This window comes from Spirillospora sp. NPDC047279, from assembly GCF_040643285.1.
In the GTDB taxonomy this organism is placed as follows: Bacteria; Actinomycetota; Actinomycetes; order Streptosporangiales; family Streptosporangiaceae; genus Spirillospora.
The window spans coordinates 25,391-47,770 of record NZ_JBEYUA010000015.1 but is presented as its reverse complement, the minus strand read 5'-3'; the positions used below and the strand labels follow the sequence as shown (position 1 = coordinate 47,770).

Here is a 22,380-nt window from a genome sequence, read left to right as displayed (position 1 = left end):
CCCATGATCTGAGCATGACTCCCGAACACGAGTTCACCACCGACCGGCTGGACCTCGACCCGCATTACGGCTGGTTGCGCGAACACCACCCGGTCTCCCGGATCCGCCTGCGCGGCGGTGCGGACGCGTGGCTGGTCACCCGCTGGGAGGACGCCCGCCGGGTGTTCGCCGACCCGGTGTTCAGCCGGGCGCGGGCCGGCGGCATGCCCTTCGGGCCCCAGGACAGGGCGCCCTCGATCGCCGACATGGACCCGCCCGAGCACACCCGGGTCCGGCGGCTCGCGCTGACCGCGTTCACCCACCGCAGGGTCCGGCTCATGCGGCCCCGGGTCGAGCAGATCGTGGCCGGGCTGCTGGACGGCATGGCCGCCCACGGCGCCCCGGCCGACCTGGTCGGGCACCTCGCGCTGCCGCTGCCGGTGACCGTGATCTGCGAGCTGCTCGGCGTTCCCGCCGGCGACCGGGACCGCTTCACCTCCTGGTCGGACGCCTGGTTGTCGGTCTCCGCCCACACGCCCGAGCAGATGGCCGAATCGGGGCGGCAGCTGGACGCCTACCTGGGCGGGCTCATCGCGCAGCGGCGCGAAGAACCGGCCGGCGACCTGCTGTCCGCCCTGGCCCACCTGCCCGACGACGAGGGCGGCGGCCTGTCGGAGGCGGAGCTGCTCAGCCTGTCCACCACGCTGCTGGTCGCGGGCTACGAGACCACGGCGGGCCAGATCGCCAACATCACCTACACGCTGCTCGACCAGCGTCACCACTGGGACCGGCTGGTCGCCGAACCGGACCTGCTCCCCGCCGCCATCGAGGAGCTGCTGCGGCTGCTCCCCCTCGGCGCGACGCCCGGGCTGCCCCGGGTCGCCACCGCCGACGTCGAGCTGGGCGGCGTGAAGATCCGTGCGGGCGAGACCGTCGTGGTGGCCAGGACCGCGGCCAGCCGCGACGAGGAGGTCTTCGCGCAGGGCGACACCCTCGACTTCGACCGGGCGGACAACCCGCACCTGGCCTTCGGCCACGGCGTCCACCACTGCCTGGGAGCCCACCTCGCCCGGCTCGAGCTGCAGGTCGCGCTCGGCGCCCTGCTGGCGCGTCTCCCCGGGCTGCGGCTGGCGGTCCCCAAGGACGAGCTGCGCTGGAAGGACGGGCTCGCCGTCCGCGGCCTCCGTCAGCTCCCGGTCACCTGGCCCGGGTAGCGCTGTCCTCCCGATCATCGCGACCGTCCCGGTCGTCCGGGTCGTTCCGGCCGTCCGGGTCGTTCCGGCCGCCCTCGCGCGATCTGCGCCGCACCCGCCTGACCCGCAGGACCACCCACACGACGACCGCCAGGGCCGCCGCGCCCAGGACGACCTTGGAGTAGGTGCCCACGTACCCCTCGACCTTGTGCCAGTTGTCGCCGAGCAGGTAGCCCGCCATGATGAACGCGGTGTTCCAGATGAGGCTGCCCGCCGTGGTGAGCAGGGTGAACTTCTTCAGGCCCATGCCCTCGACGCCGGCGGGCACCGAGATCAGGCTCCGGAAGACCGGGATCATGCGCCCGAAGAACACCGCCTTCGAGCCGTGCTTGGCGAACCACGCCTCCGACTTCTCCAGGTCCTCGACGTCGACGAGCGGGATCTTGCCGACGACGGTGCGCATCCGCCGCCGTCCCACCCCGGCGCCGATCCCGTAGAGCGCCAGCGCGCCCACGACCGAGCCGACCGTCGTCCACACGATCGCGGCGATCAGGTTCATGTCGCCCTGCGCGGCGGTGAACCCGGCCAGCGGCAGGATCCCCTCGCTGGGCAGGGGCGGGAAGATGTTCTCCAGCGCGATCGCCAGGCCCGCCCCGGGCGCGCCCAGCTTCTCCATCAGATCGGTCACCCATCCGGCGATCCCGCCGGACGGCTCGGCCTGCCCGGCCGCCGGCACCGAGGCGAAGGCGATCATGTCGACGGCGTTCCGGAACAAGAAGGTCTCCCCTGAGAGGCTGCGGATCACCGATCTGCCCGGGTGGGACCGGGGGAAACCACCTCGCGGATAACGCCTGGCCACGCACCGGGCGCGGGTGATTTCTCCACCCCGCACTCCTGACCGACGCCGAGAAGAACTGTAAATATCCGGTCACTTCCCGTGACACGCCTCGCGGAGTAGCGTCATTGTCCCAGCCTGACCAGCGGCGCCCGGGCCCACACCTGCCGGCCGCCGGGGTGCCGCGGGTCCGGGCGGGCGCGGAGATCCGGCATGGAGAACCGGCTCCGGGGGGAGGCGGCGGCTCACGTTCCCTGGGCCGCCGCGCCGCACAACTCCGAGCCGGGCGGCGGCGCGGCCGGTGGCCGCCGTAGCCCGCGAGCGCCGCCCCTCGGAGTTGTGCTCCTCAGCCGCGCAGGGACAGGCCGTTCAGCATGAGGTCCAGGGCCTGGGCCGCCTCGGTCGCCGCCTGGCCGCGGTCGGGCGCGGAGATGACGAACTCGCCGGCGCGGCGGATCGCCCCGTAGAGGGACACCGCCATCACCTCGATCTGGAACGCGTGCACCTCGCCGGCCGCGGCGGCCTCCTTGAGCTGGGCGCGCAGGAGCTCGTAGGAGCTGCCGCGGTCCGCCTCGCCGGGGAAGACGTCGGGGGCGTCGATGAGGATGATCCGGGCGAAGTCGTCCTCGACGCACAACTCCAGGAACAGGCGGAAGCCCGCCCTGATCCGGGCGAGCGGCGAGGTGATCTCGAACAGCGCGTCGCGGCGCCGGTGGAACTCGTCGTCGACCGTCCGGAAGACGGCGGCGAAGATCTCCCGCTTGCCGCCGGGAAAGTAGTGGTAGAGGGCGCCGCGCGCCATCCCCGCCCGGTCGAGGATCGCGGCCACCGTGGTGGCGTCGTATCCGTGCTCGGTGAAGCACTGGCGGGCGGCCTCGACCAGTCCGGCCTTCGATGCCTCGGCTTGTTCCTTTCGGCGCACGGGTTCAGGATAGCGCCGGAATTTTCGTTGACCGACGGTCGGTCAACGGATTAGCCTGACTCCATGCTGGCCGTCGAGGATCTCTGGTTTCGCTACCCGGGCGGGACGCCCGTCCTGCGTGGCGCCTCGCTGCGCCTCCAGGCAGGGCTGGCCGTGGGGCTCCTCGGGGCCAACGGCAGCGGCAAGTCCACCCTGCTCGGCGCCGTGACCGGCTCGATCGAGGGCGAACGGGACGGCGTGATCCGGGTCGACCCGGGCACGGCGGGGCCGATCGGCTTCGCCACCCAGGACGTCGCCCTCTACCCGCACCTGACCGTCGAGGAGAACCTCACGCACGCGGCCCGGCTGGCGACGCGCCGATGGCGTGTCGGCGGCCTGGTGGCGCAAGCGATCGAGGAGTTCGACCTCGGCGGGCTGCGCGACCGGTCGGCCCGGTTCCTGTCCGGCGGCCAGCGGCGCATCGTCCACATCGCCTGCTCGTTCGTGCACCGCCCGGCCGTCCGCCTGCTGGACGAGCCGACCACCGCGCTCGACTTCGCGACCCGGCAGAAGCTGATCACCCTGGTCGGCGACTGGCGCGCGGAGGGCATCGCGACGCTGGTCACGGCGCACTACCCGGAGGACGTCGAGGAGCTGTGCTCGTCGATCACGGTGCTGAGCGAGGGCCGGACGTACGACCTGGGCTCGCTGCGCGACTACCTGGGCCGCCAGCGGCGGCTCGGCTACGTCGAGCACGTGACCGGCGACGGGATCGTCAAGCACACCGAGCTGTGCAGCCCGCTGGGCTCCATCGACGACTTCCTGCGCGCGGCCGAGGACGCCGGCATCGGCGGGCAGGACGTCGTGCGCGCGGTCGAGGTGAAGCCTCCGTCCCTGCGCGACCTGCTGCGCAGGGACCCGTCGCTGCGCGCCGCCGTCACCGAGGAGACCCCGTGATCGCCGTCATCGGCACCTTCGCACTGATCGAATACCGGGCTCTGGTACGGGCCCGGTTTCCGTTCGTGTGGTTCCTGGTGCTGCCCGCGGTGACCAGTGCCATCCTCGGGCCCGCGGTGGCCGGGCTCAGCGAGGCCGGCGCGACCGGCCGGGTGACGGTCGGCTTCGGCGTGATGTTCTCCTACATGACCGTCAACTACGTCGGGCGCGCGCTCTACCGCGAGTTCGACACCCACACCTGGCGCCGCACGGCCACGGCCGCGCCGCCGAAGGCCGGATACCTGCTGGGCAAGTGCCTTCCGGTGCTGACCGTGGGCCTCGGCCAGCTGCTGGTGTTCGCCACGTTCGCCGTCACCGTGCTCGGGCTGCCCCTGCGGGCGGGAGCCGCTGCCGGGATCGCCCAGCTCATGCTGGTGCTCGTCCCGTTCGCGATCACCGGGGTGGCGACCGGCGCGCTGCTCTACACGGTCATCCGCCGGGCCGAGGTGTACTTCTCGCTGACGTACCTGATCCTCATGGTCCTCGGGGCGCTGGGCGGCGCCATCGTCGCCTCCCCGCAGCTGCCCGGGTGGTCGCAGGCCGCCGGGCTGGTGACGCCGCACTTCTGGGCGATGCGGGCCGTCGACGAGGCGACCCTCGGGACCGGCGACTGGAGCGTGGTGCTGGAGAGCTCGGCACTGCTGTTCCTCTTCGGGGCCGCGCTCACCGCACTGGCCGCCGTCCGGCTCGATCCACGCAAGGAGCGCTACGCCATCTAGGCGTGCCTCCACCGAAGGGACCCGATGTTCGAGCGGCTGGGGAGATGGGTCTACCGGCGCCGCCGCTGGGTGCTCGGCTGCGCCCTCGTCCTCGTGGTCTTCGCGGGCGCCTGGGGCACCCAGGTGTTCGGCGCGCTGCAGAGCGGCGGCTTCGACGATCCGGGCAGCGACAGCACCCGGGCCGCGCGGCTGAACGAGGAACGGCTGGGCCGCGACGACGCCGACGTGCTCGTCCTCTACCGCAGCGCGCGGACCACCGTCGACGACCCCGGCTACCGCCGCGCGGTCACGACCGCGGTGAAGGCCCTGCCCGCGGACGTCGTCCAGCGCGGTGTCACGTACTGGAACAGCGGCTCGGAAGACCTCGTGAGCGCCGACCGCCGGTCCACCTACGTCGTGCTCACGCTGCGCGGCGACGACGACCGGCGCGAGGAGGGCCTGGAACGGATCGAGGCGAGCCTGCGGCCGCCCGGGATGGAGACCCGGGTCGGCGGGCTCACCGCCGTCGACCGCGACATCAACGAACGGGTCGAAGCCGACATCGCGCGCGCTGAACTGCTGTCGGCCCCGGTGCTGCTGGTGCTCCTCATCCTGATCTTCAGGGGATTCGTCGCGGCCACGCTCCCCCTCGTGATCGGGACCGTCGCCATCCTCGGCGCCTTCACCGCGCTGCGCGGCCTCACCCACGTCACCTCGGTCTCGGTCTACTCCATCCAGATCGTGACCATCCTCGGGCTGGGCCTGGCGATCGACTACGCCCTGTTCATAGTCGGCAGGTTCCGCGAGGAGTTGCACCGCGGGTCGTCGGTCGAGGACGCCGTCGCCCGCACGTCGGCGACCGCGGGACGCACGATCACCATCTCCGGGATCACGCTGGCGATCTCGCTGGCCGGGCTGCTCATCTTCCCCGAGCCGTTCCTCAGGTCGATGGGCTTCGGCGGGCTCGCGGCGGTCCTGATCGCGGTGCTCGCCGCCTCGATCCTGCTGCCGGCGCTGCTCGGAACGCTCGGCCACCGGGTCGACCGGCTCGCGGTGCGCCTCCCGTTCACCGGGCGCGCCGGGCGGAACGGCCGGGCCGCGGACCACGGCGGCTGGTACCGGACGGCCCGCGCCGTGATGCGCCGGCCGCTGCTGGTCGTCGTCCTCGTCGGCGCCGCGCTGGCCGCGCTCGGGCTGCCGTTCCTGCGCGCCGAGTTCGGCGGGGTGGACCACCGGGCGCTCCCCGCGTCCACCGAGAGCAGGCAGGTCGCCGAGAGCATCGACCGCGACTTCGGCGGCGGCGCGTCCGCCCCGATCGAGGTGATCGTCGTCCTCCCCGGCGACGCGCGCTCGCCGTCCGCGAGCGTCGCCCTCGCCTCGTACGCCGCCAGGGCGGGCCGCCTCCCGGACGTCCGGGCGGCCGGGGTCACCGGGGCGTCCGGCGACACCGCCCGGATCACGATCACCTACCGGGCCGACCAGCTCTCGCCGCGTTCGCGCGCCCTCGTGCGCGAGGTCCGGGACCTGCCGCCGCCACCTGGCGCCCGCGTGCTGGTGGGCGGCAAGCCGGCCGAGATGGCGGACCTGCTGGACGACCTGGCCCGGCGCCTGCCCTGGATGGTGCTCATCATCGCGGCGGCCACGTTCGTGCTGCTCTTCCTGGCCTTCCGCGCTCCGCTGCTGCCGGTGAAGGCGCTGGCGATGAGCGTGCTCTCGCTCGGCGCGTCCTTCGGGGCACTGGTCTGGATCTTCCAGGACGGCCATCTCTCCGGCGTGCTCGGCTTCACGCCGACCGGAACGCTCGACGCCACCCAGCCGATCCTGGTGCTGGCGATCGTCTTCGGCCTGTCGATGGACTACGAGCTCTTCCTGCTGTCACGGATGCGCGAACGGTACGAGCTCACCCGCAACCCGGCGGACGCCATCGCGGTCGGCCTGGACCATACCGGCCGCATCATCACCAGTGCCGCCCTGCTGCTCATCGCCGTGATCGCGACCTTCTCGCTCTCCGGGATCACGTTCGTCAAGCTCATCGGCATCGCCATGATCATCACGGTGACGATCGACGCGACGCTGGTGCGGGGCCTGCTCGTGCCCGCGACGATGCGGCTCCTCGGCCACGCCGCCTGGTGGACGCCGCCCCGGCCGCGCCTGCCGCGGTTCCTCCGCGGGCGGAAGGGCGGCTCCACCGGCGGCCCGGACCCCGGCGGACCCGGCGACGAGCCGGCCGCGTCCCAGGGACACCTCACCCCGCGCTGAACGCGCGCCCTTCCCGCGTCGAACGCGCGCACCGTACTCACATATCAGGATCGCTCGCGGTATTCGCGCGCACACAGAACTCACAGGCGAACTCGCGAACTGGCTAATTCTGCTCAGCGACAGTTGTCCAACTGCCGATTTCCGCTGGCCGCAGCCGGACACCTGAGCAATTCCTGGGTGCATCCACAACGCATATGTGACTTGTGTGACTGCACGATAAGGGACGACACCTGCCGCATTTGGCCACGTTTCGGACGGCACTTATGGGGATGGTCACTCTCTGTTTGCGCGGCACCGTTGAGGTCCGCTGAACAAGCACTGGAACATGACTGGGCGTCATAGCTGAGTAGGTGGTTTTGGACCTCATTGGAGTGCCCGGAAACCGGACCGTTCAACACTTCTTCGCACACGTTTCAAGCGACATTGACCCCACTGTTTGGGAGTAGTTAGCTTGCGCCATGCAACACCTTCCAACGGCAGAAATCGGGGGAAGCGATATGAGCACCTCACACGTCGGAGAGCGGACTCCGCACGAACCTTTCGCGGCGCGCACACCGGCGGAGGAACGGCTCCATCGCAAACAGCGGCTGGCCGCCGCATACCGCGTCTTCGCGCACTACGGCTTCGACGAGGGAGCCGCGGGCTACATCACGGCACGCGATCCGGAACGTACGGACTGCTTCTGGGTGAACCCGTTCCCGATGAGCTTCCGGCAGGTCCGGGTGCGCGATCTGCAGCTGGTGGACTCCGCGGGCGAGGTCCTGGTGGGCGACTGGCCGGTGAGCCGGTCCGCACTGATGATCCACTCGCAGGTGCACGCGGCCCGCCCCGAGGTGGTCTGCGTCGCCCACGCGCACTCGATGTACGGCAAGACGTTCGCCTCGCTGCACCGCCCGCTCCAGCCGATCACCCAGGACGCCTGCATCTTCTTCGAGGACCACGGGGTCGGCACCGACGACGCCGGCCGCGTCGCCAACAACGCCGAGGTGGGCAAGCGCATCACCGAGGCGATCGGCGGCAACAAGGCCGCGATCGTCGGCAACCACGGCATCTTCACGGTGGGCGAGTCGGTGGACGAGGCGGCCTTCTGGTTCGTCAGCATGGAGCATTCGTGCCAGGCCGAGCTGATGGCGACGGCGGCCGGCGAGCCGCGGCTGATCCCGCCGGAGACCGCGCGCGCCATTCGCGGGCACGTCGGTTTCCCGCTGGCCGGGTGGTACAGCGCACAGCCGATCTTCGACTGGGTCATCGCAACGCAACCGGACTGCCTGGACGAGGGCTGAAGGGCTCCGGATCCCGGCGTCACGGGGGCGACGGGACCGCGCACCGGCGGGTCACGTCCATTCACTGAGACCAACAAGGGGGCACTGTGTCCGCAGACACGGCCATGGTGGACATCGCGGTCGACTGGACCGCGGCCGACCACTTCAGCACGGCGCTCACGATGAGCCCGCAGAAGTGGGAGCTTTACCGGGACGAGCCGGGTTTCAAGGTCGCCTGCTCCAGGCTGATGACCGCCATCGGCCCTTCCGTGTTCGAATCGCTGCGGGGGTACGCGGTCCTGACGATCAAGCCGGAAGGCTGGATCGACGGGGTCTTCCCGCGCGTCACGGATTTCCTGGAGCGCAACGGGTTCGAGGTGGTCGGCACGTTCCGCAGCCAGCTCACGCCCATCATGATCAGGGACATCTGGCGGCATTCCTGGAACGTCGCCGCGGTCGAGCGGATCGAGCTGAGCGAACTGCTCCTGTCGCTCGGCCCCACCTACGGGTTCCTGCTCCGTGACACGGCTCCGGTGGAGGGGGTGCCCGCCTCGGTGCGGCTGGCCCGGATCAAGGGCCCGGCGTTGTCCGAACGTCAGGTCCCGGGCCAGCTGCGCCACGAGCTCCGGGCGCCGTGCCGCATCGTGACCTACGTCCACATCCCCGACGAGCCGGCGGACATCATCCGCGACCTGTCGGTGCTGCTGGAGCCGGGCGAGCTGGTCCGGCTGCTCGCGAGCACCCTGGAGGCCGAACCGGCGCGCCTGGATCTCGACCTCGCGACGCCCGCCGACGCCGCCAGGGTCGACGACGCCCTCCCCGGCGTGGGCCCGGTCTGCGAGCCCGGCGACTCCCTGTGGCGGCGCGTCCATCTCATGAAGGCGGCGTTCGCCCGGCACGTCGAGGGCGCCCGGCTCCCCCGCACCCTCTGGCGGGACATGCTCGAACTGTGCACGGAGGTGTCGGCGCTGCCCACCCCCGGCGCCAAGCGGGTCGAGCCGCTCGCGGACGTCGGCCTCACCGGCGAGGCCGTGCCGGCCGGGCACGAGAGGCCGAGCTCATGAGCGAATCACTGACGCGAGACCAGCGCGAACGGCACGCCGGGGGTCAGGCACCGCCGTCCGGTGGATGGGGCGAGGTGCTGGCGGCGGGCTGGCCGACGGCGCCCGCGCCGCCCGAACTGCCGCCGCTCGACGCGGGCGTCGGCGCGGCCGGGCGCATCCTGGCCGCGGCGGCCGGCGACCTGGCCGTCCTGCCGATCCCGGCGGAGTTCGGCGGAGGCGGCGGCGACCTCCCGCGGGCCGCCTCCGCCCAGCGCAACCTCGGGCTCGCCGACCCGTCGGTCGCGGTCGCGCTCAACATGCACATGTTGTCGATCGGCCTGATGGCCGAGCACTGGCGCCGCGAGCGCGACGGTTCCTGGATGTTGCTGGAGGCCATCGCGGGCGGGCACGACCTGGTCGGATCCGCGTTCGCCGAGCCCGGCGGCAGCCCCAACATCCTGCGCAGCACGACCAGGGCGGTGCGCACCGGCAGCGGGTTCCGCCTGACCGGCGTGAAGTTCCCCTGCTCGCTCGCCAGCGCCGCCAAGCTGTTCTGCCTCTCGGCCCAGGTCGTCGACGAGGACCGGACGATCGTCGCGCTCTGCCCGGCGGAGGCGCCCGGCCTCAAGGTCACCGGGGGGTGGCCGTCACTGGGCATGTGCGCGTCCGACACCGCGCGCCTGGAGCTGACCGACGTCGAGATCGACCGGCGGCTGGTCTTCCACGAGGCGCCGGCCGGCACCGTCGACGACGTCGTCATCGGCGGCCTGGTCTGGTTCGTCGTGCTGATCAGCGCCACCTACCACGGCGTGCTCAGCGCGCTGGTGGAGCTCACGGCCGCGGCGCCGCCCCGCCTCCCCCGGCCCACCCGGGAGGCCGCGCTGACCGCCGCGGCCGCCGAGCTGGTCGCCTTCGGCTCCGCCTGCCAGGGGCTGGGCGACACCTGGACGCGCGGCCTGGTGGCCGGCGACGCCGCCCTGGTGTCGGCGGCGGCGCTGCGCCTCCGGCTCAGCACGACCACCGACCGTGTCCTGTCGGACCTCCGGCCGCTGCTCGGCGCGGCCGCGTACACCGACGGCACCCCGGCGGCGGGACGCGTGCTCGACGCGATGGCGGCCCATCACCATCCGCCGTCGCTCCCGCTGTGCGAATCACTGATCACCGCCGCCGGCACCGGCCGGCCGCTGTCCCTGGACCTGCGCCCATGAGCACCACACCGACCTTCGCCGCGCCGGACCGCGCGGCGGGCGAGCCGTTCGACCCGCTGCTCGCCGAACGCCACCACCTGTCGCCCGGGCTCGCCCTGGCGCACCGCATGGCCGGCGGCGGCGCCTGGGAGACGTCGGCCGACGGCGCCTGGATCACCCTCTCCGACGGCCGCCGCATGCTCGACCTCGGCAGTTACGGGGTCACGCTGCTCGGCCACCGGCATCCGGCGGTCACGGCCGCCGTCGCCGCCCAGCTCGCGCGGCTCCCGACCAGCTCGCGGTCGCTGGCCAACGACGTGACGCCGCGGCTGGCGCACCGCCTGATCGAGGCGCTCGGGCACGCGCCGCTGCGGCGCTGCTGGTTCGGCTGCAACGGCGCGGACGCGGTCGACCTCGCGCTCAAGCTCGCGCGGGCGTCGACGGGACGGCCGCGCGTGCTCGCCGCCGTGGGCGCCTTCCACGGCAAGACACTCGGGGCGCTCAGCGCCACCTGGTACGCGCGGTACCGTGACGTGTTCGCCGCTCATCTCGCCGCCACCACCCATGTCGAGGTCACCGACCTCGACGCGGTCGAGCGCGAGCTGGCCGCCGGCGACGTCGCGGCGCTCATCGTCGAGCCCGTCCAGGGCGAGGGCGGCGTCCGGCCGGTGCCGCGCGAGGTCCTCGTCGGCTGGGGCGAGCTGGCCCGGCGGCACGGCAGCCACCTCATCGCCGACGAGGTGCAGACCGGGTTCCACCGGTGCGGCGGCATGTCGGTCGCGCTGGACTCCGGCGCGGAGGTCTCCGCCGTGCTGCTCGGCAAGGCGCTGGGCGGCGGGGTCGCGCCCATCTCCGCCGTCGTGGGCACCGAGGAGCTGTTCGGCCCGCTGGTCCGCGACCCGTTCCTGCACACCACGACGTTCAGCGGCCATCCGCTGTCGGCGGCCGCGGCCCTGAGCGCCCTGGATGCCGTCGCGGACCTGCCCGACCGCGGTCCGGCGTTCGCCGCGATCCTGGAACGGCTACGCCGCGCCCACCCCGAGCTGATCGCGGACGTGCGCGGCAGGGGTCACCTGTGGGGCGTCGAGCTGAACGACTCCCACACGGCGGGCGTGCTCCTGCTGGAGCTCGCCGCCGCCGGGGTCGTCGTCTCCCCCTGCCTCGGGCGGCCGGAGGTGATCCGGCTGCTGCCCCCGGCGGTCCTCTCCGACGCCGATCTGGAGGCGGCCGAGGACCGGCTGCGCGAGGCGCTGCACGCCACCTGCCGGACGCTGCGGCGCGAAGGGGGGCGGCCGCGATGACCCAGGTCTCCGCCGTGACCCCCGGCGACGCGCTCAAGGTGGTGGGCGCCCGTGTCGAGGAGGTCGTCGAGGCTGTCACGCTCTATGGCGGCGAGCCGTATTTGGTGGGCTCGCTGGCCGCCGGGCTCGGCGACCACCGTTCCGACATCGACGTGCACGTCGTGTCCGCCGGAGAGCGCCCGCCGCTCGACGGCCCGGTGCTGGCGTTCACCCCCGGCGGCGCCTGCGTCGACGTGCGGTACGTCGACCGGGCCGCCATCGACCGCGTGGTCGGGGCGCGCCCGTTCGGCCGGCGCCGCGAGGACGGCCCGCAGCACGGCGGCGCCGCACGGCGCACGGGCCGCGGCGACGCGTGGCTGCTCAGCCGGTGGCTGACCGCGGTGCCGCTGCGGGACGGCGCTCCCCCGCTGCTCGACGCGGGGCAACGCCGCACGGCGGCCCACCTGATCACGATGTCCCTCGCGTCCGACCTGACGGCGCTGGCGGCCTTCGCGGCGCTGGCCGAACGGGCCGGCGCGGACCGCGCGTGGTACCTCGCGCGGCGGGCCGGCACCGCCGCGTGGGAGCTGGCCGCCACCCTGGCGGGCCGGCACTACCTCGGCGAACGCTGGCTGCCCGCGCGCTCGGCCGCACCTGAGGTGGCCGCCGTCGCCGAGCTGGCCCGCGCCGCCGTCCGCGCGGCCGACCTGGACCCCGTCCAGCGGCGGCTGGGCATCGACCCCGCCGGGACGCCCGGCCGGGTCCATCTGCACCTCAACCCGGAGGCCGAGCGGTGGACCCTCGCGGGCGAGCCGTTCCTGCTCGTCGCGAGCCGCCGGCTCGTCCCCGCGCTGCGCTCGGCGCCGGAGACGGTGGCCGGCGCGCTGGAGGGCGACGCCGCCGCGGTGTTCTCCGCGCTGGCCGGCGGCACGCTGCGCTGGACGGTCGACGTCGGCGGCATCGTGCCGCGGCTCGAGGAGGACCGATGAGCGCCGTCACGCCGTTCCCGGACGAGACCGCGGGCCTGGACGCGCACTGGTACGCGGCCGAGGGCATCGCCGCGGCGGTCGCGCACGCGATGCTCGTGCAGCCGGGCCGCGAGGACGTGGCCTCGGCGATCGAACGGGGCGACTGGCCGCGGGCCGTCGCCGCGGCCGTCGAGTGCCTGCGCTGGATCGCGGTCTGCCACGAGATGCTGGCCGGCCGCTGCTCCGCGCGGACCGGGGTCGAGGTCGACCTCGTCATCGCCGGAAGCCGGAGGGCGGAGCCGCTCGAGGCGATGCGGACCATGGTGGCCGGGGCCGCCGCGACCCGCGGCGACGCGGAGCGGGCGGCGGACGCCGCCGCGGCGGCCGACACCAGGCTCCGCGCCGAGCTGCCGTTCCGCCTGCCGGTGCGGCGCACGCCGACCGGCCACCGGCCCGCGGCCGAAGTGGTCTCGCAGCTCGAACGGCTCCGGCACCGGCTCGGCCTGCCGCTCTTCGACTGGGAGGCGTGGACCGGATGACCCCGCACTGGATGAACACGCACTGGATGAACACGCGCCGGATGCACACGCGCCGGACGCGCACCGCAGGGCGACAAGGAGGGCGGCATGCCCCAGGTTCGGGTTGACCTCGACATCGAGGCGGATGTCGACAGCGTCTGGGAGACCGTGTGCGCCGTGGAGGCGTACCCCCAGTACATGGAGAACGTGCGGAGCCTCACGGTGCTCCGCGACGACGGCACGACGCGCACCACGGCGTGGTCGGTCCTGCTCAAGGGATCGATCCTGGAGTGGTCGGAGACCGAGCGGATCGACCACGTCCGCCGCCGGCTGGAGTTCAACCAGCTCGACGGCGACCTCGACCGGTTCGACGGTTTCTGGCAGGTGACCGCCCGCGAGGGCGGCCGCACGCATGTGGAGCTCGACATCGTCTTCGAGATCGGCATCCCGCTGCTCGCGCAGATGCTCGACCCGGTGGCGGTCAGGGCGATCCGCGACAACAGCGAGCAGATGTTGTACGGGCTCGAACGCAGGGCGGTCGCGGGATGACGCGGGTGCTGCTCACCGGCGCGACCGGCGTGCTCGGCTCGGAGCTGCTCACGTCGTTGCGCGCACGGCCCGGCGTCGAGCTGGTCGCCATCAGCCGCCGGGGGGATCCGGGAAGGGGGGTCCTGCGGTGGCGGCTCGGCGCCGAGCCGCCACCGGAGGGGCTGGGGCGCCGGTTCGACGCCGTCGTCCACGCGGCGGCCTCGACGCGGTGGAACCAGGAGCCCGAGGAGGCGTGGGAGGCCAACGTCCGCAGCACCGAGGCGGTGCTGGACGTGGCCGCGGACGCCCACCTCGTGCACATCTCCACGGCCTTCGCCATCGGCCTGCGCGGCGACACCTCCTCGGACCGGCCCGCCGACTACCGCAACTCCTACGAATGGTCGAAGGCCGCGGCCGAACGCCTGGTCGCCCGCCACGGGCGGTGCACCGTCATCCGGCCGCCGCTGATCATCGGCCGCCGGGCCGACGGCCGCGTCGCGCGGTTCTCGGGTCTGTACACCTTCGCCCGCGCCGCGCTGTCCGGGCTGGCGCCCGCGCTCGTGGGCGAGCCCAAGGGCACGGTGGAGATGGTCGCGGTGGACGACGTGGCGACCGCCGTGAACGCGGCGCTCGAAGCCGGGCCGCCCGCGGGCGCCGCCCCGATCGTGCTCGGCGCCGGCCCGCGGGCGTTGTCGACCGAGGATCTGGTGGACGTGTCCTACCGGGCGCTCAACGGCTGGCGCGCCCGCAACGGGGCGTCCCGCCTGGCGCCGCCGCCGATCATCTCGACCGAACGCTGGGAGCGGTTCTTCCTGCCCTTCGCGCGGACGACCCTCACCGGCAGGCAGCTCAGGGTCATCGAGCTGCTGAGCGAGTTCGTCCCCTACATGTCCATGGCCGATCCGCCGAAGCCGACCATGATCGTTCCCCCCGTACACGAGATCCTCGGCCGGGCCTTCACGTTCTGGGCCGAGTCCAACCCCCGCGCCGCGCTGGCCGAGCCCCGCCCGTGGGCGGCCTGAGCGCCGACGACCACCACCGGGTTCCGAATGAGGAGAGACGACCATGGCAACGAGAGCGACGACGCGGCTGCGCCGGGCCGTGATGGACGGGGGTGAGCTCCCCGTGGCGCTGGTCGGCGTGCACAACGCGCTGGTCAGCCGGCTGGCGGAGCGCGCCGGATTCGACGGCGGGTGGGCCAGCAGCCTCGAGGTCTCCGCCGTGCACGGCCTGCCCGACCGCAACCTGCTCGGGTTCGCGGAGATGCTCGCCGCGTCCCGCTCGATCGCGGCGGCCTCCGACCTGCCGCTGGTCGTGGACGCCGACAACGGCTACGGCACGATCGAGACGACGATCCGCGCCGTGCGCGACTTCAGCGCCAGCGGGATCGCCGGGGTGTGCATCGAGGACAGCGCCTTCCCCAAGCGCAACAGCTTCCTCGGCGGCGGCCCGCGCGACCTGGAGGACGTCGAGTCCTTCGCCGAGAAGATCGCGGAGGCGCGGCGGGCCGCGGTCGACCCCGACTTCCTGGTGATCGCCCGCACCGAGGCGCTGATCGCCCAGGAGGGGATGGACGCGGCGCTGGAACGGGGGAAGCGGTACGCCGGCGCGGGCGCCGACCTCGTCCTCCTGCACACCAGGGGCAAGGACGGCGGCGAGGCGCTGGAGGTCGCCCGGCGGTGGGACCACCCCGCCCCGCTGGTGAGCATCCCCACGGCGTACCCGCACATCTCGCTGCGGGCGCTGGGCCTGCTCGGCTACCGCATGGCGATCTACGCCAACCAGCTGCTGCGCGCCACGGTGTGGACGCTCGACCAGGCGCTGGCCGCGATCCGCAGCGGCGAGGGGCTCGCGCAGCTGGAGCACCGCATCGCGCCCATGGCCGAGCTGCTCGAGCTCAGCGAGGACTTCCGCAGGGCGGGGCAGCCGGTATGAAGGCGCTGGTCTGCACGGACGGGATCCGGGCCGCGCTCAAGCCGGTCGGCCTGGGCCCGGAGGAGGTCATCGAGGTCCTCGGCAGCTGCCTCGAGGGCGACGAGGTCCACCTCGTGGGGTCGCTGGCGGCCGGGCTCGGCAACACCGGCAGCGACGTCGACCTCCATGTCTTCGTCGACGAGGACGTCGCGGGCGTGGTCCCGATGCTCTTCTTCGCCGGCCGCACCCGCCTCGACGTGGTGCACTACCGGACGGGGGCGCCGGCCGCCGCGCTGGCGGGCGTCCCCGTCCGGAGCACCGGCCTGTTCGGCGGGCGCTGCGCGCTCGGCGCCGTCCCGTCGATGACGGACATGAAGCGGCTCAGCCGCTGGGCGACCGCGCTCGCCATGTACGAGGGCACGCGGCCGATCCTCGACGAGGACGAGACCGCGCGCGTCTCGGCGGCGCTCGTCCGGCTCGCCCTCGACGTGGCGGTGCGGGCCGCCGCCCTGGCCACGGTCATGACGGCGCGGAACGCCCCGCTCGCCGGCCTGGCCTGGTCGCGCGCCGCGGAGACCGCGGTCGAGGTGCTCGTTCGCGCGCAGGGCGAGATCTTCGTCGGTGACAAGTGGCTGGCCGCCAAGGCGCGCCGCGGCGGCCTCTCCCCCGAGGTCCTGGCGGAGGCCCGGCGGGTCGGCTCGGCCGCCGAGCACGCGCGGTTCACCGCGCGGCTGGGCCTGCCGATCGCCGAGCCGGCCACCCTGGTCAGGGTCCGGCGGAACGAGGCGCCGGAGTTCACCTTCGGCGACAGCACGTTCCAGCTCGCCGGCGACCATCTCATCCCCCGCTTCGAGCTCCCGTCGGAGTCGCTCGGCGAGGCCCTCGGCACGCTCGGGGCGGACGCGCTCAGCGAGGCGCTCGTCCACCACGCGGCCGAGCTCGTCCCCGACCCGGCGGCGGTCGACGGGAGGCTGTCATGACCGCGATCGACGCCCGCTGGTTCGCCGACAAGGGCACCGCCGCCTCGTGGACCCACGCGCTGCTCGTCCAGCCGGGGCTGGAGGACGCCGAGGTCGCCGCCGAGGTGGAGGACTGGGGGACCTGCCTGCTCGCGTGCCTGCTGACGGTCGAGCGGCTGGCGTTCTGCGAGATGGTCCTGGACGGCCGGGCGGCGTCCCCGCGCGAGATCGAGCTGCTGCTCGCCCTGGACGGCGAGCCGACGCCCGCGACGCGGGGCCTGCGCGAGCTCCACCGGCTGCGCGCCGAGGCCGGGCCGCACGTCGGCCGGGCCTGCGCGGAGGCCGCGCTGACCTGCCTCGCCACGGCGGACGCGCACGTGCGCTCCCGCATCCCGATCGACGTGCTGCCGATGCGCACCCCGGAGGGGTTCTATCCCTCCCTGCGCGTGGCGGCCACGCTGGAGCACCTGCGCAAGGCCGTCGGCCTCGGCCCGTTCCAGTGGGATTGGTGGGCGAACCTCTCGTGAACGGCACGGCGACGCCCCTGCACGGCACCGCCGCCGGCGGCACCGTCGTCTCGGTGCTCGTGGAGATCGGCGTGCGGCGGGCCGTCGGCGTCCCCGACTCCCAGCTCGCCGGCGTCCTCGCCGCGGTCTCCCGCCGGCTGCCGGTCACGTTCGCCGCGCGCGAGGACGTCGCGGTCGCGATGGCCGTCGGCGCCGGGCTGGCCGGCGAGCACTTCGCCGTCTTCATGAAGAACGCGGGGCTGGGCACCTCGCTGGACGCGATCATCTCGCTGGCCGCCGGCGCCGAGGTCCCGCTCACGCTCGTCGTGGGATGGGCGGGCGCCGGGAGCGACACCCTGCCGCACCACGTGGTCATGGGGTGCCGCACCGTGCCGCTGCTCACCGCGGCCGGCGTCGGCCACGACATCGTCGGCCCGGACGGCGGCGACGCGTCCCGGCTGCTGGCCGGATCGGCGGCGGCCCGCGCGGCGCGCCGCCCGTACGCGCTGCTGGTGGAGCCATGAGCGCGGCCGGTCACGTCACCAGGGCGGAGCTCGCCGGCACCGTGCTCGGCTGGACGGCGCGCGGCGCGCATCCCCTCGTCGTCGGCAACGGCTTCCTCTCGCGCGAGGTGATGGCCGCGGGGGACGGCGACCACGTCCTCTACCTGCTGGCCGGGATGGGCCTGGCCCCCGCCGTCGCGGCGGGCCTGTCCCTGGCGCGCGGCGTCCGGGCCGTCGCCCTCGAAGGCGACGGCAACCACCTGATGGGCCTGCCGGGCACCGCGACGATCGGTCTCACGGGTGTGCGCCTCACCCACGTCGTGCACTGGAACGGGGGCTGGGAGAGCACCGGCGGCCAGCGCGTCTTCGGGCCCGGCCGGGTGCACGACATCGGCCGTGCGTTCGGGTACGCGACGACCGAGGTCGTCACCGAGGCCGCGACGCTGGGCGCCGCCCTCGACCGTTCCGCCGCGGCGGACGGGCCCGCCCTGGTCCATGTCGTCGGCGCCATGGGCGACCCGGTGCCACCGCGGACCGGGCTGACCATGCCGGGTGTCGCCCGCCGTTTCCAGGTCTGGCTTCGTTCAGCCGAAGGAGATCCCGAACGCGCGGTTCAGTGACTCGCGCATGAGCCCGGGCAGGTCGTCCCGGCCGTCGTGCTCCGCCCAGCGGGTGAGCGCGACGTGGACCGCGCCCAGGACCGCGCCGGACGCGGCGCGCACGCTGAACTCCAGCTCCGGGTCACCGGCGGGCCCGCAGAGGGCGTCCACGATGGCGGACTGGGTGGCGTACTGGCTGTCGAGGTGGCGGGCGCGCAACGCCGGGGTGGAGATCATCAAGCGCAGCCGGTCGAGCAGCAGGGCCTTGGCGGCGGGGTCGCCGCTCACGTCCGCCGCCGCGGCGGTGTCGACCAGCGCCCGCCCGATCCGGCGCACCAGCGGCTCGTCGCCGGGCCGGGCCAAAATCGCGGCGGCCGTCAGCGGGTCGTACTCGTCGTACAGGACGAGGTCCTCCTTGGTGGCGAAGTGCCGGTACACCGTCATCGCCGACACCCCGGCAGCCTCGGCGACGTCGTTGACGGCCGTCTCGTCGTAGCCGACCTCGACGAAAAGGCGGATCGCGTGCGCCTGGATCATGCGCCGGGTCTCCGCCCTGCGCCGGTCCCGGAGGCTCTTCCCTTTTCCGGACATGTGATAGACACTACCAACCTGTTAGTCACTAACACTCTGGAGGGGTCATGGAACAAACGTCCGGCAGGACCGCGCTGGTGACCGGGGCGTCGCAGGGCATCGGCCGCGCCGTCGCCGAACGCCTCGCCGCGGACGGCGCGCGGGTCGCCGTGCACTACGGCACGGGCGAGGCGGCGGCGAAGGAGACGATCCGGCGCATCGAGAACGAGGGCGGCCGGGCGTTCCCCGTACGGGCCGACCTGGCGAGCCCCGACGGCGTCGACGCGCTCTTCGCGCGGCTGGAGGCGGAACTGGCCGGGCGCCCGCTCGACGTCCTGGTCAACAACGCCGCGGCGGCCCCCGGCGGGCCGATCGAGACCGACACCCCGGACGCGTTCGACCGCCTCTTCGCGGTGAACGTCAGGGCGCCCTACTTCATCGTCCAGCGGGCCCTGCCCCTGCTGCCCGACGGCGGCCGGATCATCACGCTCTCCTCGGTCGCGACCCGGATGGCCAATCCCACGCAGACCTCGTTCGCCATGACCAAGGGCGCGCTGGAGACCATGAGCCGCACGCTCGCCCAGGCGCTCGGCGGCCGCGGCGTCACGGTGAACGCCGTGGCCCCCGGCGGGACCAGGACCGAGGCGAACGAGTCCGTCTTCCCGCCCGAGACGTGGGACGCCGTCGGCGGGCTGAGCGCGCTCGGCCGCGTGGGCCGGGCCTCCGACGTCGCGGACGTGGTGGCCTTCCTGGCCTCCGACGGCGCCCGCTGGGTGACCGGCCAGGTCATCGACGCCAGCGGCGGCCTCTTCCTCGGCCCCCGCCTCTGACGGTCCCCGTCCGATCCGCGCGCCGGGCGGCTCGGGTCAGAAGACCGAGATGTGGTTGTGGTCGAAGTGGTTCTGGGTGATGCTGCCGCGGTCGGACATGGCCCGCCATCCGGGGTTGCGCATGTCGTAGATGCGCTGCTTCCAGATGATGTACTTGATCCCGAGCTGGCCGGCGTGCCTGATGGCGTACGCCGCGACCGCGTCGCCGTGCGCGACGCGGTCCGCGGTCGGCATCCTGCCGCCGGTGCTCTCCATGAAGTCGCAGGCGCGGCCGGTGCCGTGGTCCTGCGGGTCGCCGGGCCTGGTGCAGCCGATCGTGAGGAACGGCCCGAACTCGGTCTCGATCTCGTTGCGCACCGCGACCATGCGCGCCGTCATGCCACCGCTGCCGACCAGCGGCGACTCCGGCTTGTACTTCTGGAGCAGGGCGCGCACCCGCTGCTTCTGGCCGGCGATCTCCCGGATGTCGGACTCGAGCTTCCGGATCTTGACCTCGGCCTCGCGGCGGGTCCGGTCCTGCCGCGCGCGCAGGCTCTGGATCTGCTTGACCCGGGCCGCCCTGCCCTCGGCGAACCGCGCCGCCAGCGTGGCGCCGTCGAGCATCTGGCGCGGATCGTCGACGCTCAGGACCTGCACGGACGGATCGACGCCGTTGTTGATGTACTGGTCGGCCGCCAGCCTGGCCACCTCGCCGCGCGCCTGTTCGAGGTCGGCGCCGAGCGACTGGACCTGCCGGAGCGACCGGCCGGCGTCCAGCCGGGCGTCGCGCAGCTGCTCCAGCCGGCCGCCGGACGCCTTCTCCAGAGCCTTGATCTGGCGGGTCAGCCGCGCGACCCGCTCGGCGTCCCCGGGCGCGGCCGCGGCCGGGGCCCCGGAGGCCGCCGTGCCCGTGGTGAGCAGCAGGGCTCCGGCGCCCACCACCGGCAGCGTCCGAACGGGCATCGCTCCGGCCACCCGGCCCAAGAACCCCATCTGCGACGCACCTCCTTCCGTTCCGGGGCAGGTGAAGATCCGCCCCGGGGTACTACGCGCGCCGGGACGGCCGGGGTTCACCGGCCGGAGGTTTGGACCCGCGCCTCGCGGCCAGACAAAGGCGATGAGGGTCACGCTCGGTCTGAGGCTCACGCTGGCGGCGCTCGCGGTGTTCGCCGCCCTGGTCCCGTTCGCCCTGGTGCTGGCGGCGGTGACCGCCGAGTGGGGCCCGTCGGCCTCGCTCGACCGCGACGCCACCCGGGACCTCAACGCCTGGGTGCTGCGCCATGACGAGGTCGTCCCGCCGCTCAAGGCGACCTCGCACATCTTCCACGCGTGGGTGTTCCGCGGCACCGGCATCGTGCTGATCTGCTGGCTGGTGTACCGGGGCGCCCGGCGCCTCGCCGCCTGGGCGGCGGTGACCCTCCTGGTGGCCGGGCTGCTGGGCCTGCTGCTCAAGGTGGTGGTGGACCGGCCGCGCCCCGAGCTGCCCACCCCCATCGCGCACTTCCCCGGCGGGTCGTTCCCGTCCGGGCACGCGCTCACCGCCGTCGCGGGGAGCGCGACCATCGTGCTGATCCTGCTCCCGGTGCTGCGCGGCGCCTGGCGGTACGTCGCGTGGACGGCGGCGGTGCTGGTCTCGCTGGCCTCCGGCGTCTGCCGGGTCGCGCTCGGCGTGCACTACGTCAGCGACGTGCTGGCCGGGTGGCTGCTCGGCGCCGGCATCGTGCTCGCCACCGCCGCCGCGTTCGAGACCTGGCGGCAGGACGCCGGGCGTCCGCCGGTGCGTCCGGTGCGCGAGGGGGTCGAGCCCGAGGCCGCGCCGCGGATCTCGCCGCGCGGCGACCCCGCCGACGCGCCGCCGCGCACCTAGGGCACGGCGGCGGCGATCAGGGCGGGGCCACGCGGGCCAGGAGGGCGGCCAGGGCCGGGTTGTCGTTGGAGTTGCGCCAGACGCAGTAGAGCTCGACGGTGTCCTCGTCGATGCCGTCCACCTCGGAGAAGACGAGGCGTTCCAGGCGCAGGGCGGCGGCCGAGCTGGGCACGAGGGCCACGCCGAGGCCGGCGTTGACCACCGACAGGACCGTGTGGACCTGGCTGATGTGCTGAACGTAGCGGGGCGTGAGGCGGGCCTGGTGGAAGGCGGCCACGACCTTCTCGTAGAAGTACCAGGCGTCCGACGGCGAGTACGTCACGACGTCGTGACGCGCGATGTCGGCCAGGGCCGGGGGCCGGCCGAGCCGGGTGAGCGGATGGTCGCGCGGCGCGGCCAGGATCAGCGAGTCGGTGTGCACGAGCCGCGCCGACAGCACGTCGGTCTCGGGCACCTGGCGGACGAGCCCGACCTCGATCTCACCGGCCATGAGCGCGTCGAGCTGCGCGTGGGTGACCATCTCGCTGAGGACGAGGTCGACGTCGGGCAGATGCTCGGCGGCGGTCGCGATCCACTGCCCGAGGACGGTCAGCGCCGACACGGCGGTGAAGCCGATCCGGATCGTCCCGGCGGTCCCGGTGGCGACGCGGCGGGCGGTCAGCGGGGCGCTGGCGGCGTGCTCGAGGAGGCGGCGGGCCTCGATCAGGAACGTGCGCCCGGCGGGGGTGAGCGTCATGCCCGTGGCGGTGCGCTCGAAGAGCGTGATGCCGATGGCGCGTTCGAGCCGCCGCACCTGGCGGCTCAGGGGCGGCTGGGTCATCCGCAGGCGGGCGGCCGCACGTCCGACGTGCCCTTCCTCGGCGACCGCCACGAATCCGCGCAACTGGTCGAGGGTGTACATCCGGCCTCCGGGAGGTGATGCACGGAAGGTATCGAACAATGCCAAAGGTGTGTTGGATCAGCATCGCGAAGGGATCTAACGTACCGCTCACCTCTTGAAACGGAG

General features: G+C 73.7%; 24 protein-coding genes. 19 read left to right on the top strand and 5 right to left on the bottom strand.

What is annotated here, in order from left to right; genetic code table 11:
* The first annotated feature begins 14 nt into the window (after nucleotides 1-14).
* Nucleotides 15-1,193, top strand: a complete 1,179-nt coding sequence (locus ABZ810_RS33280) for a cytochrome P450 (protein WP_358410047.1) — start codon at nucleotides 15-17, stop codon at nucleotides 1,191-1,193.
* On the opposite strand, the gene ABZ810_RS33275 is transcribed toward ABZ810_RS33280, so the two are convergent.
* A complete protein-coding gene (locus tag ABZ810_RS33275; protein WP_358410381.1) occupies nucleotides 1,177-1,926 on the bottom strand; it encodes a DedA family protein in 750 nt (249 codons plus the stop codon). The two genes, ABZ810_RS33280 and ABZ810_RS33275, sit on opposite strands and share 17 nt — an antisense overlap.
* A 427-nt stretch (nucleotides 1,927-2,353) precedes the next feature.
* A complete protein-coding gene (locus ABZ810_RS33270; protein WP_358410045.1) occupies nucleotides 2,354-2,929 on the bottom strand; it encodes a helix-turn-helix domain-containing protein in 576 nt (191 codons plus the stop codon).
* Between the two features lie 63 nt (nucleotides 2,930-2,992).
* Between ABZ810_RS33270 and ABZ810_RS33265 the strand changes: the two genes are divergently transcribed.
* The 16 genes from ABZ810_RS33265 to ABZ810_RS33190 all read left to right on the top strand — a co-directional run bounded on the left by ABZ810_RS33265 (nucleotide 2,993) and on the right by ABZ810_RS33190 (nucleotide 18,149).
* Nucleotides 2,993-3,865, top strand: coding sequence for an ABC transporter ATP-binding protein (locus ABZ810_RS33265; RefSeq protein WP_358410043.1), 873 nt, complete (start codon nucleotides 2,993-2,995; stop codon nucleotides 3,863-3,865).
* Entirely contained in the window at nucleotides 3,862-4,623 is a 762-nt protein-coding gene (locus ABZ810_RS33260; protein WP_358410041.1) for an ABC transporter permease, read from the top strand. Before ABZ810_RS33265 ends, ABZ810_RS33260 begins: the two co-directional genes overlap by 4 nt.
* A gap of 24 nt (nucleotides 4,624-4,647) precedes the next feature.
* On the top strand, nucleotides 4,648-6,861 hold the full coding sequence (locus ABZ810_RS33255) for an MMPL family transporter (protein WP_358410040.1): 2,214 nt from the start codon (nucleotides 4,648-4,650) through the stop codon (nucleotides 6,859-6,861).
* 497 nt (nucleotides 6,862-7,358) lie between these two features.
* Nucleotides 7,359-8,144, top strand: coding sequence for a class II aldolase/adducin family protein (locus ABZ810_RS33250; protein WP_358410039.1), 786 nt, complete (start codon nucleotides 7,359-7,361; stop codon nucleotides 8,142-8,144).
* Nucleotides 8,145-8,230: 86 nt separating this feature from the next.
* Nucleotides 8,231-9,187, top strand: coding sequence for a hypothetical protein (locus tag ABZ810_RS33245; protein WP_358410037.1), 957 nt, complete (start codon nucleotides 8,231-8,233; stop codon nucleotides 9,185-9,187).
* Nucleotides 9,184-10,374, top strand: coding sequence for an acyl-CoA dehydrogenase family protein (locus ABZ810_RS33240; protein ID WP_358410035.1), 1,191 nt, complete (start codon nucleotides 9,184-9,186; stop codon nucleotides 10,372-10,374). The genes ABZ810_RS33245 and ABZ810_RS33240 overlap by 4 nt, the downstream gene beginning before the upstream one ends.
* Nucleotides 10,371-11,654 carry an aspartate aminotransferase family protein gene (locus tag ABZ810_RS33235; RefSeq protein ID WP_358410033.1) on the top strand — a complete coding sequence of 428 codons (1,284 nt, stop codon included), beginning with the start codon at nucleotides 10,371-10,373 and terminating at the stop codon, nucleotides 11,652-11,654. Before ABZ810_RS33240 ends, ABZ810_RS33235 begins: the two co-directional genes overlap by 4 nt.
* A complete protein-coding gene (locus ABZ810_RS33230; protein WP_358410032.1) occupies nucleotides 11,651-12,622 on the top strand; it encodes a hypothetical protein in 972 nt (323 codons plus the stop codon). The genes ABZ810_RS33235 and ABZ810_RS33230 overlap by 4 nt, the downstream gene beginning before the upstream one ends.
* Complete coding sequence (locus ABZ810_RS33225) at nucleotides 12,619-13,140, top strand: hypothetical protein (protein ID WP_358410030.1); 522 nt, start codon at nucleotides 12,619-12,621, stop codon at nucleotides 13,138-13,140. The genes ABZ810_RS33230 and ABZ810_RS33225 overlap by 4 nt, the downstream gene beginning before the upstream one ends.
* A gap of 87 nt (nucleotides 13,141-13,227) precedes the next feature.
* Complete coding sequence (locus tag ABZ810_RS33220; protein WP_358410028.1) at nucleotides 13,228-13,668, top strand: SRPBCC family protein; 441 nt, start codon at nucleotides 13,228-13,230, stop codon at nucleotides 13,666-13,668.
* Entirely contained in the window at nucleotides 13,665-14,669 is a 1,005-nt protein-coding gene (locus ABZ810_RS33215) for an SDR family oxidoreductase (protein WP_358410026.1), read from the top strand. The genes ABZ810_RS33220 and ABZ810_RS33215 overlap by 4 nt, the downstream gene beginning before the upstream one ends.
* Before the next feature lie 43 nt (nucleotides 14,670-14,712).
* The gene (locus ABZ810_RS33210) at nucleotides 14,713-15,582 is read left to right on the top strand and encodes an isocitrate lyase/phosphoenolpyruvate mutase family protein (protein WP_358410025.1); all 870 of its coding nucleotides are present in this window, start codon (nucleotides 14,713-14,715) and stop codon (nucleotides 15,580-15,582) included.
* Entirely contained in the window at nucleotides 15,579-16,541 is a 963-nt protein-coding gene (locus ABZ810_RS33205; protein WP_358410024.1) for a nucleotidyltransferase domain-containing protein, read from the top strand. The genes ABZ810_RS33210 and ABZ810_RS33205 overlap by 4 nt, the downstream gene beginning before the upstream one ends.
* Nucleotides 16,538-17,047: a hypothetical protein gene (locus tag ABZ810_RS33200; RefSeq protein WP_358410023.1), complete on the top strand. Its 510-nt coding sequence runs from the start codon at nucleotides 16,538-16,540 to the stop codon at nucleotides 17,045-17,047. Before ABZ810_RS33205 ends, ABZ810_RS33200 begins: the two co-directional genes overlap by 4 nt.
* Nucleotides 17,029-17,550, top strand: a complete 522-nt coding sequence (locus ABZ810_RS33195) for a thiamine pyrophosphate-binding protein (protein WP_358410022.1) — start codon at nucleotides 17,029-17,031, stop codon at nucleotides 17,548-17,550. Before ABZ810_RS33200 ends, ABZ810_RS33195 begins: the two co-directional genes overlap by 19 nt.
* Nucleotides 17,547-18,149, top strand: coding sequence for a thiamine pyrophosphate-dependent enzyme (locus tag ABZ810_RS33190; protein ID WP_358410021.1), 603 nt, complete (start codon nucleotides 17,547-17,549; stop codon nucleotides 18,147-18,149). Before ABZ810_RS33195 ends, ABZ810_RS33190 begins: the two co-directional genes overlap by 4 nt.
* On the opposite strand, the gene ABZ810_RS33185 is transcribed toward ABZ810_RS33190, so the two are convergent.
* Nucleotides 18,114-18,719 (bottom strand): TetR family transcriptional regulator, encoded by a 606-nt coding sequence (locus tag ABZ810_RS33185; RefSeq protein ID WP_358410019.1) that lies wholly within the window; start codon nucleotides 18,717-18,719, stop codon nucleotides 18,114-18,116. The genes ABZ810_RS33190 and ABZ810_RS33185 overlap by 36 nt on opposite strands.
* A gap of 47 nt (nucleotides 18,720-18,766) precedes the next feature.
* Between ABZ810_RS33185 and ABZ810_RS33180 the strand changes: the two genes are divergently transcribed.
* Nucleotides 18,767-19,528: an SDR family oxidoreductase gene (locus tag ABZ810_RS33180; RefSeq protein ID WP_358410018.1), complete on the top strand. Its 762-nt coding sequence runs from the start codon at nucleotides 18,767-18,769 to the stop codon at nucleotides 19,526-19,528.
* A 36-nt stretch (nucleotides 19,529-19,564) separates the two neighbouring features.
* Here the strand turns inward: ABZ810_RS33180 and ABZ810_RS33175 are convergent, their stop codons facing one another.
* On the bottom strand, nucleotides 19,565-20,500 hold the full coding sequence (locus ABZ810_RS33175) for a hypothetical protein (RefSeq protein WP_358410016.1): 936 nt from the start codon (nucleotides 20,498-20,500) through the stop codon (nucleotides 19,565-19,567).
* Between the two features lie 124 nt (nucleotides 20,501-20,624).
* Between ABZ810_RS33175 and ABZ810_RS33170 the strand changes: the two genes are divergently transcribed.
* Complete coding sequence (locus ABZ810_RS33170; protein ID WP_358410014.1) at nucleotides 20,625-21,374, top strand: phosphatase PAP2 family protein; 750 nt, start codon at nucleotides 20,625-20,627, stop codon at nucleotides 21,372-21,374.
* A 16-nt stretch (nucleotides 21,375-21,390) separates the two neighbouring features.
* Here ABZ810_RS33170 and ABZ810_RS33165 read toward each other — a convergent pair whose 3' ends face one another.
* Nucleotides 21,391-22,275 (bottom strand): LysR family transcriptional regulator, encoded by an 885-nt coding sequence (locus tag ABZ810_RS33165; protein ID WP_358410013.1) that lies wholly within the window; start codon nucleotides 22,273-22,275, stop codon nucleotides 21,391-21,393.
* Nucleotides 22,276-22,380: the final 105 nt, after the last annotated feature.

Bases quoted from the DNA above. Each gene is read 5' to 3' on its own strand.
- ABZ810_RS33235 (WP_358410033.1), top strand. From the start codon at position 10,371: ATGAGCACCACACCGACCTTCGCCGCGCCGGACCGCGCGGCGGGCGAG.
- ABZ810_RS33190 (WP_358410021.1), top strand. From the start codon at position 17,547: ATGAGCGCGGCCGGTCACGTCACCAGGGCGGAGCTCGCCGGCACCGTG.
- ABZ810_RS33205 (WP_358410024.1), top strand. From the start codon at position 15,579: ATGAAGGCGCTGGTCTGCACGGACGGGATCCGGGCCGCGCTCAAGCCG.
- ABZ810_RS33180 (WP_358410018.1), top strand. From the start codon at position 18,767: ATGGAACAAACGTCCGGCAGGACCGCGCTGGTGACCGGGGCGTCGCAG.
- ABZ810_RS33175 (WP_358410016.1), bottom strand. From the start codon at position 20,500: ATGGGGTTCTTGGGCCGGGTGGCCGGAGCGATGCCCGTTCGGACGCTG.
- ABZ810_RS33255 (WP_358410040.1), top strand. From the start codon at position 4,648: ATGTTCGAGCGGCTGGGGAGATGGGTCTACCGGCGCCGCCGCTGGGTG.
- ABZ810_RS33275 (WP_358410381.1), bottom strand. From the start codon at position 1,926: ATGATCGCCTTCGCCTCGGTGCCGGCGGCCGGGCAGGCCGAGCCGTCC.
- ABZ810_RS33265 (WP_358410043.1), top strand. From the start codon at position 2,993: ATGCTGGCCGTCGAGGATCTCTGGTTTCGCTACCCGGGCGGGACGCCC.
- ABZ810_RS33225 (WP_358410030.1), top strand. From the start codon at position 12,619: ATGAGCGCCGTCACGCCGTTCCCGGACGAGACCGCGGGCCTGGACGCG.
- ABZ810_RS33215 (WP_358410026.1), top strand. From the start codon at position 13,665: ATGACGCGGGTGCTGCTCACCGGCGCGACCGGCGTGCTCGGCTCGGAG.
- ABZ810_RS33210 (WP_358410025.1), top strand. From the start codon at position 14,713: ATGGCAACGAGAGCGACGACGCGGCTGCGCCGGGCCGTGATGGACGGG.
- ABZ810_RS33280 (WP_358410047.1), top strand. From the start codon at position 15: ATGACTCCCGAACACGAGTTCACCACCGACCGGCTGGACCTCGACCCG.
- ABZ810_RS33240 (WP_358410035.1), top strand. From the start codon at position 9,184: ATGAGCGAATCACTGACGCGAGACCAGCGCGAACGGCACGCCGGGGGT.
- ABZ810_RS33250 (WP_358410039.1), top strand. From the start codon at position 7,359: ATGAGCACCTCACACGTCGGAGAGCGGACTCCGCACGAACCTTTCGCG.
- ABZ810_RS33200 (WP_358410023.1), top strand. From the start codon at position 16,538: ATGACCGCGATCGACGCCCGCTGGTTCGCCGACAAGGGCACCGCCGCC.
- ABZ810_RS33220 (WP_358410028.1), top strand. From the start codon at position 13,228: ATGCCCCAGGTTCGGGTTGACCTCGACATCGAGGCGGATGTCGACAGC.
- ABZ810_RS33165 (WP_358410013.1), bottom strand. From the start codon at position 22,275: ATGTACACCCTCGACCAGTTGCGCGGATTCGTGGCGGTCGCCGAGGAA.
- ABZ810_RS33170 (WP_358410014.1), top strand. From the start codon at position 20,625: ATGAGGGTCACGCTCGGTCTGAGGCTCACGCTGGCGGCGCTCGCGGTG.
- ABZ810_RS33230 (WP_358410032.1), top strand. From the start codon at position 11,651: ATGACCCAGGTCTCCGCCGTGACCCCCGGCGACGCGCTCAAGGTGGTG.
- ABZ810_RS33185 (WP_358410019.1), bottom strand. From the start codon at position 18,719: ATGTCCGGAAAAGGGAAGAGCCTCCGGGACCGGCGCAGGGCGGAGACC.